The sequence below is a fragment of the Acidimicrobiales bacterium genome (assembly GCA_030747595.1).
In the GTDB taxonomy this organism is placed as follows: domain Bacteria; phylum Actinomycetota; class Acidimicrobiia; order Acidimicrobiales; family MedAcidi-G1; genus UBA9410.
This window is the reverse complement of sequence record JASLKK010000002.1, coordinates 209,862-226,839: the sequence shown is the minus strand read 5'-3', so window position 1 is coordinate 226,839 and position 16,978 is coordinate 209,862. Positions and strand designations below refer to the sequence as shown.

Annotated in this window: 16 protein-coding genes; 2 read left to right on the top strand and 14 right to left on the bottom strand. The window is 63.4% G+C overall.

Features of this window, described 5'->3' with window-relative positions:
• Positions 1-33: 33 nt before the first annotated feature.
• From QF777_02430 to QF777_02375, 12 genes are all read right to left on the bottom strand, one after another.
• Positions 34-681 carry a hypothetical protein gene (locus tag QF777_02430; protein MDP6910409.1) on the bottom strand — a complete coding sequence of 216 codons (648 nt, stop codon included), beginning with the start codon at positions 679-681 and terminating at the stop codon, positions 34-36.
• Between the two features lie 191 nt (positions 682-872).
• The gene (locus tag QF777_02425; GenBank protein ID MDP6910408.1) at positions 873-1,994 is read right to left on the bottom strand and encodes an ABC transporter substrate-binding protein; all 1,122 of its coding nucleotides are present in this window, start codon (positions 1,992-1,994) and stop codon (positions 873-875) included.
• Positions 1,994-2,803, bottom strand: coding sequence for an ABC transporter permease (locus QF777_02420; GenBank protein ID MDP6910407.1), 810 nt, complete (start codon positions 2,801-2,803; stop codon positions 1,994-1,996). The genes QF777_02425 and QF777_02420 overlap by 1 nt, the downstream gene beginning before the upstream one ends.
• Entirely contained in the window at positions 2,803-3,597 is a 795-nt protein-coding gene (locus QF777_02415) for an ABC transporter ATP-binding protein (GenBank protein ID MDP6910406.1), read from the bottom strand. Before QF777_02415 ends, QF777_02420 begins: the two co-directional genes overlap by 1 nt.
• Positions 3,594-4,463 carry an ABC transporter permease subunit gene (locus tag QF777_02410; protein MDP6910405.1) on the bottom strand — a complete coding sequence of 290 codons (870 nt, stop codon included), beginning with the start codon at positions 4,461-4,463 and terminating at the stop codon, positions 3,594-3,596. Before QF777_02410 ends, QF777_02415 begins: the two co-directional genes overlap by 4 nt.
• 92 nt (positions 4,464-4,555) lie before the next feature.
• Positions 4,556-5,458, bottom strand: a complete 903-nt coding sequence (locus QF777_02405) for an NAD(P)-dependent oxidoreductase (protein ID MDP6910404.1) — start codon at positions 5,456-5,458, stop codon at positions 4,556-4,558.
• Positions 5,455-6,048: an amino acid synthesis family protein gene (locus QF777_02400; protein MDP6910403.1), complete on the bottom strand. Its 594-nt coding sequence runs from the start codon at positions 6,046-6,048 to the stop codon at positions 5,455-5,457. Before QF777_02400 ends, QF777_02405 begins: the two co-directional genes overlap by 4 nt.
• A gap of 66 nt (positions 6,049-6,114) precedes the next feature.
• Positions 6,115-7,116, bottom strand: coding sequence for a TIGR03842 family LLM class F420-dependent oxidoreductase (locus tag QF777_02395; GenBank protein MDP6910402.1), 1,002 nt, complete (start codon positions 7,114-7,116; stop codon positions 6,115-6,117).
• A gap of 16 nt (positions 7,117-7,132) precedes the next feature.
• A complete protein-coding gene (locus tag QF777_02390; protein ID MDP6910401.1) occupies positions 7,133-8,620 on the bottom strand; it encodes a CoA-acylating methylmalonate-semialdehyde dehydrogenase in 1,488 nt (495 codons plus the stop codon).
• A 67-nt stretch (positions 8,621-8,687) separates the two neighbouring features.
• The gene (hydA, locus tag QF777_02385; protein ID MDP6910400.1) at positions 8,688-10,100 is read right to left on the bottom strand and encodes a dihydropyrimidinase; all 1,413 of its coding nucleotides are present in this window, start codon (positions 10,098-10,100) and stop codon (positions 8,688-8,690) included.
• Between the two features lie 47 nt (positions 10,101-10,147).
• Positions 10,148-11,437, bottom strand: a complete 1,290-nt coding sequence (locus QF777_02380; protein ID MDP6910399.1) for an aspartate aminotransferase family protein — start codon at positions 11,435-11,437, stop codon at positions 10,148-10,150.
• Between the two features lie 23 nt (positions 11,438-11,460).
• Entirely contained in the window at positions 11,461-12,303 is an 843-nt protein-coding gene (locus QF777_02375) for a nitrilase-related carbon-nitrogen hydrolase (GenBank protein MDP6910398.1), read from the bottom strand.
• Positions 12,304-12,423: 120 nt separating this feature from the next.
• On the opposite strand from QF777_02375, the gene QF777_02370 reads away from it, so the two are divergent.
• Complete coding sequence (locus tag QF777_02370; GenBank protein MDP6910397.1) at positions 12,424-13,476, top strand: phosphotransferase family protein; 1,053 nt, start codon at positions 12,424-12,426, stop codon at positions 13,474-13,476.
• Between the two features lie 50 nt (positions 13,477-13,526).
• Here QF777_02370 and QF777_02365 read toward each other — a convergent pair whose 3' ends face one another.
• Together QF777_02365 and QF777_02360 are read right to left on the bottom strand one after the other, a co-directional pair.
• Complete coding sequence (locus QF777_02365; GenBank protein ID MDP6910396.1) at positions 13,527-14,774, bottom strand: DNA recombination protein RmuC; 1,248 nt, start codon at positions 14,772-14,774, stop codon at positions 13,527-13,529.
• A gap of 54 nt (positions 14,775-14,828) precedes the next feature.
• Entirely contained in the window at positions 14,829-16,226 is a 1,398-nt protein-coding gene (locus QF777_02360) for a phosphatidylserine/phosphatidylglycerophosphate/cardiolipin synthase family protein (GenBank protein MDP6910395.1), read from the bottom strand.
• A gap of 61 nt (positions 16,227-16,287) precedes the next feature.
• Here QF777_02360 and QF777_02355 point away from each other — a divergent pair, with 61 nt between their 5' ends.
• Positions 16,288-16,971, top strand: a complete 684-nt coding sequence (locus QF777_02355) for a type 1 glutamine amidotransferase (GenBank protein ID MDP6910394.1) — start codon at positions 16,288-16,290, stop codon at positions 16,969-16,971.
• Positions 16,972-16,978 lie beyond the last annotated feature (7 nt).

The following is a 16,978-nucleotide window of genomic DNA, read 5'->3' as shown; positions in this document are numbered from 1 at the left end:
TCCGACTGGCGGTGCTCCCTGACGATGACGACGCTAGAGGTCGGCGTCCTGGCCGGGCGAAGCGGACCCAGCACGGCGAAAGACATACCCGGGCGACTCGGGGTATCCAGCCCAGACTCTGGCGCGGAAGAACTGCAGAGCAGAACCGACCGTCAAGGCAAACACCACGGTTCCCAGCCCGAACCGGCCTCCGAGGACGATGCCGACCAACAGCACCGTGACCTCCAGCAGCGTCCGGGCGACACGGAAGCTCAACCCTGCATCGACCAGCGCCGTCATCAGGCCGTCACGAGGCCCGATACCGATGCCACCACCGATATAGAGCATCGAGCCGAAGGCCACCACCATCGGAGCAGTGGCCACCAACACCAGACGGGCCGCCATGGCCGACGGCGTATCCACAACAGCCAGCAGCACATTTACCGTCGTGCCAACGATGGCCACGTTGGCCAACGTGGCCAAGCCAATCGGTTGGCGAAGCCCAACCAACAAAGCGAGCAGCACCACCCCCAGCCCGAGAATGACCGTGCCCGGTTGACGATCGAGCAGACCGGCCAAAGCATCGTGCAGGACGTCCCATGGCCCGACACCAAGGTCAGCTAGGAACAGGACGCCGATCCCAACGCCAAACAGAACCAGGCCCACGACGACTACCGCAACCCTGGCGACCATCTCTCCCATCAGGTCATTCTCTCGCCCTCACCATGTGACGAGCCCGACGAGGGGGCTGGTCATCAGTCATGAGACGAGCCTGACGGAGTCGGGTATACGTCCGGAGCCGGGTGACCCAACCGAATGATGTCGGTCAGGCCACCCGGAGCACCCGGGAGTTGGGGCAAGCGGGACAGAGACGCCGCCGCCCCTCCGGACAGCTACTCGCCGCCCGGGTTGAGTGTCACATCCACTCGACGCCAGTTCTTGCCGGTGGTGTCCACACCGCGGTTCTTCAACATCTCTACGGCCGCCTCGGCGTACTGCGTTGTGTACGCGCCGGAGTCGGGCGCTGAAGCGAGAATGCCTTGGCTAGTTGCCACGTCGACGGTCTGGGCCCACAAGCCCTCGTCCATCACGCCGGCCCCGTCGGGCGATGGCCAGATCAGGCCATTGATCTCGTTCATCTGCCAAGCCTGATGTGATGCGCCAAGCGACGAGCCGTTGTTGAGCACGATTTCGACGCAATCCGCTGAATTGTCGCGGCAGTACATCCAACCCTCAAGAGAGGCAGCCACAAAGCGGGTGGTGATATCGGCGTAGTCAGCGTTGCCGAGTCGGGTGCCGTCGGCCCAGATGGCGTCATTGAGCATCGCCGTCCCTTCGTCGTTCCAGTCGATGATCGAGAGGTCGTCCGCGGTGACACGCTTGCCGGTCGCCGGGTTAGTTGCTTCAAGCATCTGGGCGTACTCGTTGTAGATCATTGCCTGAGCAGCGTCGATCTCCCCGTTGAGCAAGGCGAGCATGTCGAAACTCTGCTGGACCAACTCGTAATCGCTGGATGGATCGAGACCTGCTTTGCGCGAGCCGGCTAGGAGCTCGAACTCGTTGCCCCAGCCCCAGTTGCCGACGACTTTGCCAGCCAGGTCCGCGGGACCGTCGATGCCAGCGTCAGCCCACGAGACCTGCAGGGTCCCCGAGCGCTGGAATACCTGGGCCACGTTTACGATGTCCATGCCCTCCTCACGCGGTACTAGGGCCTTGGGTACCCATGACACGGCGAAATCCACAGCTCCTGAAGCCAACTGCTGATGGGGAGCGATGTCGACACCGCCTTCGCGGATCTCCACGTCGAGGCAGTACTTCTCGTAGATCCCCTCGTCAGCCGCCGCGTAGTAACCCGCGAACTGGGCCTGGGTAAGCCACTGCAGTTGTAGCGAAACAGAGTCAACTGATTCGCAGTCGCCAATACCGACCGCAGCTTCGTCATCGCCACAAGCAGTAGCAAACAACGTTAGAACTGCCAGCACCGCCAGCAGTCTCGTCGTCAATCGCTTCTTCATCATTCCCTCCCGGGTGTAGTTGTGTACTCACCATCGCCCATCGCCGCTCGCCAAGGCATGCTTGCGCGCTCAACTAGTAGGGCCACAGAGAACAAAGTTAGGCCAAGAGCCGAGGCGACTGCGATGGCGGCCCAAGCAACGTCGTATCTCACGAATGCGACGTTCGATGTGATCACGTTGCCGATGCGGTCCTGGGGGCCGCCAAAGTACTCGGCCACGATCGCGGCGATTACCGACAGGGGCGCCACCAACCGGAGAGAGTTGGCGAAGAACGGAAGAGCATTGGGAATTCGAACCTCCCGAAGGATCGTCCACTCGCTCGCCGCATAGGAACGCATGAGCTCAATCTCATCGGGATGCACTTCGGTGAGGCCTCGAGACGTGTTGATGAAAACCGGGAAGAAGACCACGGCGACTACTACGGCCTGGTTGCTGAGCGTGCCGGTGATCCCGAACCAAGCATTAAAGATGGGGGCAAGGGCCACTATGGGCGTGGCGTTGACGACCACGGCAAGTGGTGTAAGCCCCTCTTCGAGGGTACGAAAGCGTGTGGTCATGAAAGCCAGCGCCACGCCGGCCACGATCCCGATCAGTAGGCCACTTACAGCGATCCATCCCGTCTCCCATATGGCATGGCGCAGAACGGGCCAATTGTCGACAAGCTCTTCCATGATCGACGTGGGCCTTGGCAGCAGGAACTCCCGAATTCCAAATCCCCTTACGAACACTTCCCAGAGCAGAAGACCGACCACACCCACCGTGATCGGCGGCCCTAGGACGGAAATCCGGCCGCGAACTCGCCGAACCATCACCCGCCGCTCTCTACGGCCCGGAGCGCTTCGCGGATCTCAGTGGCCTTCGCGAAGAAGGCTGGGTCTTGCCGCGTATCGTCGCTGCGCTCACCTAGGTCAACGTCAACTACAGAGTGGATACGACCGGGCCGTGGCGACAAGACCACTACTCGGTTGGAAAGAAAAGCCGACTCGGGTACCGAGTGGGTGACAAATACCACGGTGGTATGGGTTTCCCGCCATATCCGAAGTAGTTCAAGCTGCATGTGCTCGCGGGTCATCTCATCGAGCGCCCCGAAAGGCTCGTCCATTAGTAACAACTTCGGCTGAAACGAGAGCGCCCGGGCAATAGACACCCGTTGTTGCATGCCGCCGCTGAGTTGGCGGGGATAGTGCCCACCGAAGTCTTCAAGCCTTACCAACCCGAGCATCTCTGCCGATCGGGCTGACCTGTCAGCTTTCGACCAGCCACGAAGTTCGAGTGGCAGCTCGATGTTGGCCAGCACCCGACGCCAATCGAATAGACCGGAATGCTGGAACACCATGCCGTAGTCCTGATTCAGGCGAGCCTCGTGGGCTGATTTGCCAAATACCGTCAACGCTCCCGTGGTTGGGGCGAGTAGGTCGCCAATCAGGCGCAGAAGAGTCGACTTGCCGCAACCCGAGGGGCCAATCAGCGATATGAACTCCCCGGCCTCAACGGTCAGGTTGATGTCAGACAACGCCTCTACCTCGGAATCGCTCCCGACGTTAAAGACCTTGTCGACCCCATCTACGACAACCGCTTTTTCTGCCAGAACTGGGTTACTCATGATGTGACCTCACCGGTGCGTCGCACCACGATCCATTCGGCCAGGGAGACCAGTCCAAAAACCAAGAGGCCAAGAACCGCTGCACCAATCACGGACGCGTAGAGCCGCTCAGGCGAGACGGCGTAGCGCTGCGCGTATTCAAGGATCGCCCGTCCCAGACCGGTCTTGGTGCCGATGGAGATCTCACCAACGATGGCCCCAACAACGCTGAGCGTTGCTGCAATCTTCAATGCAGGAAACAGATAGGCACGTGCAGCAGGAAGCCTCAGTTTGACGAGGGTGGTCCGCCAGGGCGCTGCGTAGGAACGCATGAGCTCCACATGGGCAGAATCGGGGGACTGCAGGCCCCGAAGAGCGCTGACGGCAACCGGGAAGAAAGTTAGGTAGGCAGCGATCAGTGAGATCGAGAGCATGTCGGGTAGGTCCTGCTGGCGCCCCCAGGTCACGATGATCGGTGCTAACGCGATCAGTGGAATCGTCTGGGACACGTTGATCCACGGCAGCAGCCCGCGTTCGGCAACCCGCCAACGGAGCATGAGGATGGCCAGACCGAGGCCGACTGTCAGACCAAGGGTGAACCCGATGGCCGCCTCCTGAAGGGTGAACCAACCCTTCTTCAGCAGGAATAGGAACAGCGGCAAACGGGCCCGGCCATCTCGAACCTCTTCGAACAGTTCGTTAGCGATGTCCATTGCGTGGGGCATGGTGAGGTCATCGGTTGACGCTGGGAGCTCGATTGAAGTGCCGGGCCAGTAGTCACCGGTCTGTTGACCAACCCACTTGTAGCCCTCCCATATGCCGAATAGGAGGACGACTGCGGCAAGCACGGTCGTGGCCACACGAAGCCACTTTCCGCCGCGTGCCATTAGGCAACCGGACCGGGGCTCAAGGGACTCTCATTTCGAAAGGTCCTGCAGTCGCTGCGCCCGAAATGTTCTTGGGCGTCATGACACATCGTTCAACGGCCATCTGCATTGTTCGGTGGCAGATTCGCGGGGGCGAATCGCCGTTGTCTCTCCATCAAGCTGCACCAGTCCCAAGTGGTTCCCCCCATGGCGTCCACATCAGCCAGGAACTGGCCCACCAATGCGGTGATCGGAAGTGAAACACCCATGGAAGCGGCCTCCTCGAGAACAAGTCCTATGTCCTTTCGCATCAGCGCGGTGGAGAAGCCAAAGTCGTATTCACCGGCCAGCATCTTGTCGGCCCGATTTTCCATCTGCCAGGAAGTTGAGGAACCTTGCAACATCGCCTCGACCACATTTTCGACATCGAGTCCAGCCCGAGAGGCAAAGTCCAGACCTTCGGCAAGTGCCTGACATAACCCGACCACACAGATCTGATTCGTCATCTTGGTCAGTTGGCCTGCGCCAACCGGACCCATGTGTCGTACCCGAGAGGCGTAGATCTCTACTAAGGGCTCAACTCTGGCAAATGCGCTTTCATCACCACCAACCATGACCGAGAGCGCCCCCCGGCGCGCTCCATCGACACCACCGGAGACAGGCCCGTCAAGAAAGTGGCCGCCAACCGCGGACATGCCGCTTCCTAACTCGCAAGCAATCTGGGCAGAGGTCGTGGAGTGATCGATCCAGATTGCCCCTTCAGCGATGGCGGGCAGAACCTCTGTCGCGACTTCCGCCAACTCCCTGTCTGACGGCAGCGAGGTGACGATGAACTCCGCACCAGTGACTGCCGACTCCACTGAGTCGGCCTCCGTGCCGTTGTGCTCTTCGACCCACCGGCCTGTAAGGCCATCGACGACATCGAAAACCGCTAAATCATGGGCATCGCTGTGGTCGGCCAGATGTCCAGCGATGTGCCAACCCATGCGCCCAAGGCCAAGGCACGCGACCCTCATGCCGGCACGCCGGGTTGACCCCGGTCATCCAGGGTGAAACCTCCGGCAAGGCGTGCATTTATCCGTCCACCAATTGCCATGGCAAGGATCAGTACCAACTCATCCGGCCGTGGTGCGTCTGGAACTCCTACTTCGATTGCGTCGTAATGGCTTCCGACGTAAGACCACTCAAGATGGGTAAGGGGGACGTCTAGCCTTGCTCCGAGCGGTCCTACTTTCTTGGTGGACGGGACGATGGCCTCTCCCTTTCCGAGGGCAGCCCTCATCCCGCCGCCACCAGGGATGTGCCACATGGCGCCGTGTTCGATCTCCCCCGCTGCCCCGACGATCGCTCCTTTGCCATAGCTGTCAATAGCGTGAGGATCGCCACCTAGATGCCCAACAAGCAACTCACCCAACTGATGGCCCAGGTCGCGTAGTTCCTCCTCAGCAGGGCTCAGATCGGCTACATAGCCACCAACGAATGGATTGCTCACAACAGCAGCGGCGGCCCCTTTCAACGCGGGCCGACTTGGTGACGGGCCGAAGTCGTGGCGGGTTTCTTCGACCACGACATGGATCTTTCTTTGCCTAAATAACAAGGTGGTCACGCTCTCTCAGTTGTTGCGTCCAGGTCAGGTCGGAAGCGATTCGGCTTGGAGACGGTGCTGAATCTGTTAACGGGCTAGAGCCGGGATAATTTTCCGGCCGTATGCGTCAAGGGTCTCGTCCTTCTGGTCGTGCATTAGGTAGATGGCGAACTGGTCCACGCCGAGGCTCTCGAGTTCGCGGAGCCGAGCGATGTGGGCATTCTCATCGCCGAGGATGCAGAACCGGTCGATCACTTCGTCGGGTACGAAGTCGGTGTGCTCGTTGCCGGCCCGGCCGTGTTCCGTGTAGTCGTAGCCCTTCCGACCCTCGATGTATTCGGTCAGAGCCTGGGGCACCGCCGACCCGTCGGCGCCGTACCGGCCAACGAGGTCGGCTACGTGGTTGCCGACCATCCCTCCGAACCAACGCACCTGGTCGCGCTGGTGGGCGAGGTCATCGCCGACGTAGGCCGGAGCAACCACGGTGATGGTCAGCGATTCGGGGTCTCGCCCGGCATCGGCCGCGGCCTGCTTCACGGCGGCAATGGTCCACTCGGCGATCTGCGGGTCGGCCAACTGGAGTACAAAGCCGTCGGCCTTCCGGCCGCAGAGATCAAGCGCCTTCGGCCCGTAGGCGGCCATCCACATAGGTAGCGAGCCGCCATTGCGCCACGGGAAGGTCTGAGTGGTGCCGTTGTACTCGGCGGTGCCGCCCTCGGCCAGGCCCTTGATGACCCCCATGGACTCCTCAAGGGTGGCGAGATTGCAGGGCTTGCGACCGATGACCCGCATGGCTGAATCGCCCCGGCCAATGGCGCACACCGTGCGCTCGCCGTACATGTCGTTGAGGGTGGCGAACAGCGAGGCGATGACCGTCCAGTCCCGGGTGCCCGGGTTGGTCACCATGGGGCCGACCACCATCTTCTTGGTGGCTGCCAGCATGGCGCTGTAGATCACGAACGGTTCCTGCCACAGGACGTGACTGTCGAATGTGTACGCGTGGGTGAACCCGAGGGTCTCGGCTTGGCGGGCCAACTCGACCACGCGCCATGCCGGAGGGTCCGTCTGCAGAACCACTCCAAAGTCCATTCGCCCAGCCTTCCTTTCAGTCGTTACGGGGGAAGCCGAGGTCGACGCCGCTGGTCGACGGGTCGGGCCACCGACTGGTGATCACCTTGGGTCGGGTGTAGAACCGCAGCCCCTCCGGCCCGTAGATGGTGTGGTCGCCGAACGCCGAATCGTTCCACCCTCCGAACGAGTGGTAGCCGACAGGCACCGGGATGGGCACGTTGATGCCGACCATTCCGGCGTCCGCGTCCTGCTGGAACTGGCGGGCCGCCCCACCGTCCCGGGTGAAAATGGCCGCCCCGTTCCCAAAGGGGTTGTCGCGGATCATCTGGGCACCCTCGGCATACGAGTCGGCCCGCACCACCGACAGCACCGGACCGAAGATCTCGTCGGTGTAGACGCTCATGTCGGTGGTGACGTGGTCAAGCAGCGACACGCCGAGGAAGAAACCGTCGCCGTCAAATACCTGGTCCCGACCGTCGACTACTACCCGACAGCCGGCATCGGCACCCGCCTGGATGTAGCCGGCCACCCGGTCGCGAGCCTCCCGGGTGATGAGCGGACCCATCTCCGATGCAGGGTCGGTCCCCGGACCGATGACCAACTTCTCCATACGGACCCGGATGGCCTCGACTAGCCGGTCCCCCGCGTCGCCAACGGCGACGACCACCGAGATGGCCATGCACCGCTCGCCGGCCGACCCGTAGGCCGCCGACACCGCCGCATCGGCCGCCATCTCCAGGTCGGCGTCGGGAAGCACGATCATGTGGTTCTTGGCCCCGCCCATGGCCTGAGCCCGCTTGCCGTTGGCGGTCGCCGAGGCGTACACATACCGGGCGATAGGTGTGGACCCGACGAAGCTCACCGCCTTCACATCAGGATGCTCGACCAGGCGGTCGACAGCCACCTTGTCGCCATTGACCACGTTCAACACGCCAGGGGGGAAGCCTGCTTCCTGGAAGAGCTCGGCGATGAACAGAGGTGCTGAGGGATCACGCTCAGATGGCTTGAGGACAAAAGTGTTCCCACAGGCAATGGCGTTGGGGAACATCCACATGGGGACCATGGCCGGGAAGTTGAACGGGGTAATCCCTGCCACCACCCCAAGGGGCCGGCGCACGGTGTAGACGTCCACACCTGTGCTGGCGCCCTCACTATGGAGGCCCTTGAGTGCATCGGCGATGCCGCAGGCGAACTCAACGTTCTCGATGCCTCGGGCCACCTCGCCGCGGGCGTCGTCGAGCACCTTGCCGTGCTCGGCAGACAACCGTGCCGCCACCCCGTCGGCGTTGGCCACCAGCAGGTTGCGGAACTCGTACATCAACTTGGTGCGGCGGGCCAGTGACACCTCGCTCCAACCATCAAAGGCGCTCCGGGCCGAGGCCACCGCGGCATCCACCTCGGCCACCGAGGCCAGGGCGACCGTCCCGGTCTGTTGACCGGTAGCCGGATCGAAGATCGGACCGTCATTGCCGGACGTAGACGGCGACGCGACCCCGTCGATCAGGTGCTGGATCTCGTTCATCGGTTTCTCCTTCAGGGGACGGACCATCCGGGCCGCCGGAAACTACGAGGGCTACCGGAGGTCGGTGCTACTGGAGATAGGTCGACAGGCCGCGTCGGAGGTAAGCCCCGTGACCCTTGGCCCCGTGGTACTCACCGTCCTCGATCAGGATCCGTCCCTTGGACATCACCGTGTCGACCTTGCCGTCGATCGAATACCCCTCATAGGCCGAGTAGTCCATGCTCATGTGATGGGTGTCGACTGAGATCTCGGTCCTGGCCTCCGGGTCGTACAGAACGATGTCGGCGTCCGAACCCGGCGCGATCACCCCTTTCTGCGGATAGATGCCAAACATGCGGGCCGGCGTGGTCGAACACGTCTCCACCCACCGCTCCAGACTCAACTCACCCATGGCCACACCCTGGTAGATGAGGTCCATCCGGTGCTCCACGCCGCCGATCCCGTTGGGGATGGCCCGGAAGTCGTCCTTTCCAAGCTCCTTCTGGTCCTTCATGCAGAACGGGCAGTGGTCGGTGGCCACGATGGCCAGGTCGTTGGTCCGCAGACCCCTCCACAGATCCTTGTGATGGGTGTGTTCCTTCGTTCGCAGCGGGGGTGAACAGACATAGCCGGCACCAGCGAAACCGGGAGCCCCGAGGTGATCCTCCAGATTCAGGTACAGGTACTGGGGGCATGTCTCGGCGAACACGTTGTGTCCGGCATCGCGAGCCTCGGCCACCCTCTCAAGGGCCTCGCTGGCCGAGAGGTGGACGAAGTAGACGGGCGCTCCGGCTACCAAGGCCAGTTGAATGGCCCGATTGGTGGCCTCGCCCTCCATGCGAGAGGGCCGGGTGATGCCGTGGTACACGGGATCGGTCTGACCCCGGGCCGCGGCCTGTTCGGCCAGCACGTCAATGGCGATGCCGTTCTCGGCGTGCATGGTGATCAGCGCGCCATTGTTGGCCGCCTTCTGCATGGCCCGCAGGATCTGGCCATCATCGCTGTAGAAGACGCCCGGGTAGGCCATGAATAGCTTGAAGCTGGTGATGCCCTCGTCGACCAGGGCGTCCATCTCCTTGAGCGCCGCGTCGTCGACGCCTCCCAAGATCATGTGGAAGGCGTAGTCCACGGCGCACTGGCCGTCGGCCTTGGCCTGCCACGCCTCGAGGCTGTCCCGCACGTTCTCACCGGTCTTCTGGACGGCGAAGTCGATGATGGTGGTGGTGCCGCCCCACGCGGCGGCCCGGGTGCCGATCTCGAACGTGTCGCTGGCGAACGTGCCTCCGAACGGGAGCTCCATGTGGGTGTGGCAGTCAATCCCGCCGGGCACCACGAACTTCCCGGTGGCGTCCACGACCCGGTCGGCACCCGACTCGGCCGAGACGGCCATGGTCGACCCCGGTTGGAGCACGGCGGCGATCGTGGTCCCGTCGACCAGCACCTCGGCCGCGTGGCGACCGGTGGCACTGACCACCGTGCCGTTCTTGATGAGCGTCGTCATTGGTTCCCCCTTCGTGCCGCCAGCAGGCGGCTTTCCTGCCCGGCCCGTCAGCCCAGGCGTTCGATGATCCCGGCCAGCGTGGTGCCCGCCTCGTCGATCTCGGCCTCTGTCACCGTCATGGGCGGCGCTATGCGAATCACGTTGCCATACAGGCCGCCCTTGCCCACCAACAGGCCGGCGTTCCGAGCCTGCTCCATGATCCGGCCGGCGGCGTCGCCGTTGGGCTCGATGGTGCCCGGCTGCACGGTCTCGATGGCCAGCATCAGGCCCCTGCCCCTCAACTCGACAACCACGTCTGAGGCATCGACCGCGGGTTGCAGATGCCCGACGAGACGCTCTCCCATCCGCAGCGCATGGCCCTGGATGTCGTGTTCCAGCATGTACCGGATCGTCGCCAGCGCCCCGACGCTGCTCATCGGGTTCCCACCGAATGTGGAGATCGAGTTGCCGGGCAGCGAGTCCATGAGTTCGGCGCCGGCGATCACACCGCCGAGGGACAGGCCGTTGCCGACACCTTTGGCAAAGGTGAGGATGTCGGGCGTGATCCCGTGGGCCTGGTAGCCCCAGAAGTGCTGACCGGTGCGGCCCCACCCGGTCTGGACCTCGTCGGAGATGAAGAGGACGCCACGGTTCTCGAGTTCCTTCTTGATCGGAGCGAAGAAGCCGTCGGGGGGCGTAGCGAAACCGCCGACACCCTGAATGGGCTCGGCGATCATGGCGGCCACGTCGCCCGAGGTCATCATGTCGAAGACCTGGTTCAGGTCGTCTACGCAGGCGTCGGTGTAAGCCTCGTCGTCGAGATGGCGGAACGGGCTGCGGAGGCGATAGCCACCGTGCACGTAGTTGACCGACATGCCACTGACGCTGGTCGGTGACCACGACCTCTGGGCGGTGATGGCGATCGTCGTGAACGACCGTCCGTGGTAGCTGTTGCGCAGGGCCAGGATCTGGTTGGAGCGACGAGCCACGGTGGCCAGCATCAGTGCAGCGTCGTTGGCCTCAGTACCCGAAGTGGTGAAGAACACCTTGGCGTCGGGGATGCCTGAGAGTTCTGAGATGAGTTCGGCCAACTCGATCATCGACTCGGACAAGTAGAGCGTCGAGGTGTGGAACGTCTTCGGCGCCTGTTCTTGCACGGCCTTCGTGATCTCAGGGATGTCGTAGCCGAGGCTGGTGGTGAGGATCCCGCCGAAGAAGTCGAGGTAGCAGTTCCCCTCCACGTCATAGACGTGACGACCTTGGCCGCGGTCGAACGAGATCGGGGGGTCGTAGTAGAGCGACAGCCAGTTCGGTAGGACTGCCCGGTGTCGGCTCAGGAGTTCGGCGTTAGTGGTCATCGACGTCTCCGGCGAGGTACGGGTCAGGCCCGGGTCAGCGGGTCGTACATGTCGGGTCGGCGATCCCGGTAGAAGGCCCACTGGTTGCGAACCTCGTCGACCAGGTCCAGGTCGAGGTCCCGCACGATGAGTTCCTCGGCTTGGTCGGAGCACACGTCGCCCACGAACTGGCCCCGGGGGTCGACGAAGTAGGTGGTCCCGTAGAAGTCGTTCTCGCCCAGGTCCTCGATGCCCACCCGGTTGATGGCCCCCACGAAGTACATGTTGGCGGCTGCCGACGCCGGCTGCTCGAGCTTCCACAGGTAGGCCGACAGGCCCCGGCTGGTAGCCGACGGGTTGAACACCATCTGGGCACCGTTCAGGCCCAGGGCCCGCCACCCCTCGGGGAAGTGGCGGTCGTAGCAGATGTAGACGCCGACCCGACCCACGGCGGTCTCAAACACCGGGTACCCAAGATTCCCGGGGCGGAAGTAGAACTTCTCCCAGAAGCCCTTGACCTGGGGGAGGTGGGTCTTCCGGTACTTGCCGAGGTAGGAGCCGTCGGCGTCGATGACCGCCGCGGTGTTGTAGAGCAGGCCCTCCTGCTCCTTTTCGTACATAGGCAGGATCAGCACCATGCCGTACTTGGCCGCCAGTTCCTGGAACCGCTTGGTGGTAGGGCCGTCGGGGATGGCCTCGGCGTAGTCGTAGAAGGCGGCGTCTTGGACCTGACAGAAATAAGGGCCGTAGAAGAGTTCCTGGAAGCACATGACCCGAGCACCGGCCTCAGCGGCCTCAGCTAGGTACTTCTCATGGAGCTCGATCATCGACTCCTTATCGCCGGTCCAGCCCGTCTGGACCATCGCTGCCCGTACTTCGCTCGCCACCTTCGCCTCCTACATTCTCAGTGTCCGTGCCGACGCCACCTCCTCACGGCCGGAGCAAAACTTTCCAAACCGACCATTGCAGCGTGTCGCGGTCGCCGACAGTAGTGGCAACCTGAACAGATGGTTGGACTCGGGGGAACGTTGGACGATACAGGTGGGCTCCTCGACTGGCCGGCCTTACAGGTCTGGCTCGCCAGTAGCTCAGCGCCGGGCAATGGCCCAGTGGTGGCCTTCCAGGAACTGGCGGGCGGCACCCAGAACCACCTCTTCCACCTGACCCGCGAGGATGGGACGGCGATGGTCCTTCGACGGCCGCCCCGGCATCCCCGGCCGAACAGCAACGAGACGATGCTTCGGGAGGCCCGGGTGCTGGCCGCCCTGTCAGGAAGCGACGTCCCCCACCCGGCGTTTCTCGCTGTGTGCGACGACCCGTCGGTGATCGGAACGTGCTTCCACCTCGGCGAGGTCGTTGACGGCTTCAACCCTGGGTCAGGCTTGGAAGGGCGGTACGACGACCCGCGCTGGCAGCATGCTTTTGGCTTGTCGATGGTCGACGCCATCGCGGCGCTGGCCGCCGTGGAGCCGTCGGCCGTCGGGCTCGGGGACCTCGGGCGCCCCGTTGGCTGGCTTGAGCGACAAGTTCCCCGATGGCGATCTTTACTCGAGTCGTACGCGGAGACAGAGGGCTACGCCGGTCCGAACCTTCCTGACGTCGACCGGGTGGGGATCTGGCTAGACGAGCACCGCCCGCGCGAGGCAACTATCCGGATCATCCACGGGGACTTTCACCTGGCGAACGTGATGGCCCGACGCGACCGTCCGGAGGTGGCGGCCATTGTCGACTGGGAACTCACGACCTCAGGGGACCCGCGCCTTGACATCGCCTGGCTGTTGGCTACCTCTCAAGGCATCGGCTCGTTCCACGCTAGTGCCCCCGGATTCCCCCACTGGCGGGAACTCGCAGACCGGTATGCCGACCGAACGGGCCTCCCCCTTGAAGATCTGTCCTGGTGGTGGACGCTGGCGTGCTACAAGCTCGGCATCATCCTTGAGGGAACCAACGCCCGGGCGGCAGCCGGACGCGCACCAGCTGAGACTGGTCGCGATCTCCACGACCGCGCTGTCCAACTCCTCACCATGGCAGGCCGGTTGGTCGACGGGATCGTGCTGTGACGGGTCGAGGGTGAGGCACCAGACAGCCCGCCGACAGGATGGAGGCACGGTCAGACTCTTGTTTCGTCCCCCCCGGCTCCTTCAACAGCTGACGGGAGTTCACCAGCCCGTAGATCTCTCGGTGCCACCTCGATGTCGGGTGGTGAGCTGAGCGCATCACTACCCACGCCCAGTTCGGGGAACTTCCGCATAGTGGGCAGAAGACGGTCGTCGATCGAGCCGACCAGCTTGTTGTAGGCGCCGATCGCCGTCCCCAGGCCACGACCCGTCTTGTCCACGTGGTCGAGCAAGGTGCCCACCCGGTCGTAGAGCTCGGTGCCCAGTTCGGCGATGTCCCGCGCGTTCTCGGCCAGACGGGCCTGCTGCCAGCCCCCAGCCACTGCCCACAACAGGGCCAGCAGGTTCACCGGCGAGGCCAGTAGGACCCGCTGGTTCATGGCCTTTTGAAGGAGACCCGGCTCGGCACGCAGGGCGTCAGCCAGAAACGACTCACCGGGCACGAACAACACGACGAACTCGGGAGACGGCTCACCGTCCGCCTCCCAGTACTTCTTCCCAGCTAGGGCGCCGACGTGTGCCTCGAGCGCCTTGGCATGGGCCTTGAGCTCGGTCTCGACCACCGCCGGATCGGTGGCCTCCTGGGCACGGAGGTAGGCGTCCAGCGGAACCTTGGCATCTACGAAGAGTTGGGCACCGTTGGGGAGACGAACCTTCACATCGGGCCGGATCCGCTCACCAGCCCGATTCTCAGCCGTGACCTGCTCGGTGAAGTCGCAGTACGGCTCCATCCCGGACAACTCGATGACGTTCCGGAGTTGGTTCTCGCCCCACGCACCTCGAGCCGACGAGGAACGGAGCGCCTCGGTCAGCGTGGTGGTGGTGGACTGCAACTCCGTCATCTGACGGCCCAGCTGCAGGGTCAGAGCACCTACCGCCCCCTTCTCCTTCTCGTGGGAGGTCTGGAGGTTGCCTACGGTCTCACCGAGCTTTCGCATCTGCTCGCTGAACGGATCCAACAGGCCCTTGGTCTGCTCATGGACCGCTCCCATTCGCTCGGTGGCCAGCGTCAGGAACTGGTCGTTGTTGTGCTTCAGGGCGCTGGCCGCCGTCTCGGCCACCTGGGTCCCGACCTGGGCTCGGACCTCGGCCCCGATCTGGGCGACAAGCGCCGCGGCATCCAGCAACGGGGCGGAGGGCTCCACCTCGCCCACCGGCGCGGGTCGGCGAGTGGCCCAAACCACGGTCACGACCGCGATGAGAACGGAGAAGACGGCAACGAGGACCAGCACGGTTTCCATGCGTCGAACGTAGACGCGCCCTGTGACAGCGGCGCGGAGGGCCCGTTTCTCTACTCAGGTAGCCCACCCAGTGGGGTCGATGGCGCAGGCGAAGCCGCCCCAAGAACCTCCGGCCGCCCGGACCGCAGCGTTGGCCCGGGCCACCTCGATGAGACGAGCCAGCGCGGACCGTCCGTCCATCCCCGACGAGTCGAAGCCCCCCTGCTCGTCCACCTGTCGTACCCGCAACGCCCAAGCCACGCCGTCATCACCGGCCGGGTCCCAGAACGACACATTCATCTCTGTGTCGCCTTGGAACGAGCTGAACACCAGGTTCGTCGAACCGATGGTCGCCCACATGTCGTCGACCACCGCCGTCTTGGCATGTACGTACACCTCCTCGACGCCCCACTCCCGGCGCACCGCTGGAGCCGACAAGCAAAACCCGTCATAGGCCCCGAGGGCAGCCAAAGCCTCGTAACCCGCGGCGATACCCGGATGGGAGCGCGCCGCAGCCAGCTCAGGCATCGGATCGCCGGGCACCGACGCAACGACCAGCACCCCCCGGTCCAGCGCCTCACGCAGCGCCACCAGAACGACCCGGCTGAGCAGCACCTGATCCTCGATGTAGATGTAGTCCCTCGCCCCGGCGATGGCCGACAGGTACTGCTCCCGCACGGCGTTCTCACCATCCGGTAGCTCGTCGTACAACCCGGGAAGGACACTGCGCTGGATCTGCGCCGTGGTCGCCCCGGCCGACAGAGGCACCTCCGCCGGACGCCACTCCACCAAGTCATCGGTGCGGCCGTCGGGCTGATCGCCGGACCACGAGCCGTGCAATCGGTCGCGTTCGGACGCCCCGTTCCATCGCATCACGAAGTTGTCGTGGACGTCAGCCACACATGGGCCCTGCAACCGGCAGTGCACGTCGTGGATATTGGAGTACCGCTCACCGGGCGCGAATCCGAGCGATGGATCAGGTTGGGCGTGGTCCCGGCCGGCCATCGATCCACGGGTGATGTTGATGCCCCCCACGAAAGCCACCGCATCCGGCGTCCCGGCGTCGACTAACCAGACCTTCTGGTGCTGACAATTCTGACCCACCGCGTCCCACCGCACGTTCCATCTGGTGCCCCGAGCCGCCAGCAGTTCAGCCGAGGTCCTATCACCAGGAAAAACGTCGGCGGCACCCACACTGTGACCCTCCGGATGCCAGACCAACACACGTACGTCGATTCCACGCTTCGCCGCAGAGTCCATTAGTTCCAGAAAGGTGCCTCTACCACCGGGAAACCGCGCCTCCACCTCGAGAAACGCGACACAAACCCACACCGAAGTTGTTGCCAACTCAACCGCGCTGGCAATTCGTTCAAAGGCAACCGCGCCGTCAACCAATGGTTCGACCAGATTCCCCGATCGCACCGGAAAGGCTGCATGAGCGGGTGGCGGATAGCGATCAAGAGCCTCGTCCACGGTTGAAAGTTACGTCACAGACTCGCGATCACCAGCACGGAAGGCCATAGGGTTCGCAACCGTGGGAAAGGTGCTGGTTATTGAACACGACGAAACCGGCCCGGTTGGTGGCGTCGGCGAACGACTTGTCGAACACGGCTTCGAACTACACCCCTTTCGCGTCTTGGACGACCCATCCGACCCTGTATCCACCAAGGAGTTTCCCGATCCGACCATCTACGACCTTGTCGTGGTGCTCGGATCCCAATGGTCGGTCTGCGAAAAAGGGCCTATCGAATCTTGGATTGACCGCGAGATTGATCTAGTTCGAAACGCACACGGATCTGGCACGCCCGTCCTCGGCCTGTGCTTCGGTGGTCAAGTACTGGCTGCTGCCCTGGGCGGTGAGGTAACCAAAGCGGATCGACCAGAGATCGGCTGGTACGAAATCGAGTCGGACCAATCAGAAATCGTCTCACCAGGACCTTGGTTCGAATGGCATTACGATCGGTTCTCGATACCCGACGGTTCTGTCGAGGTTGCCAGGTCCGAGGTCTCATCCCAGGTCTTTCGCTGTGGCAAGAGCGTTGGCACGCAGTTCCACCCAGAGATCACACCAGAAATCGTCACCAGTTGGGTCGCCGTGGGTCGCGAGGAGTTGGCCAAACTCGATATCGACCCAGAACCGCTGATCGCTGAAACAGTCGATCGTCAGGCTGCCGCCCGCCGAAGGGCAGACCGCCTAGTCGACTGGTTCCTTGAGTAGCCGACAG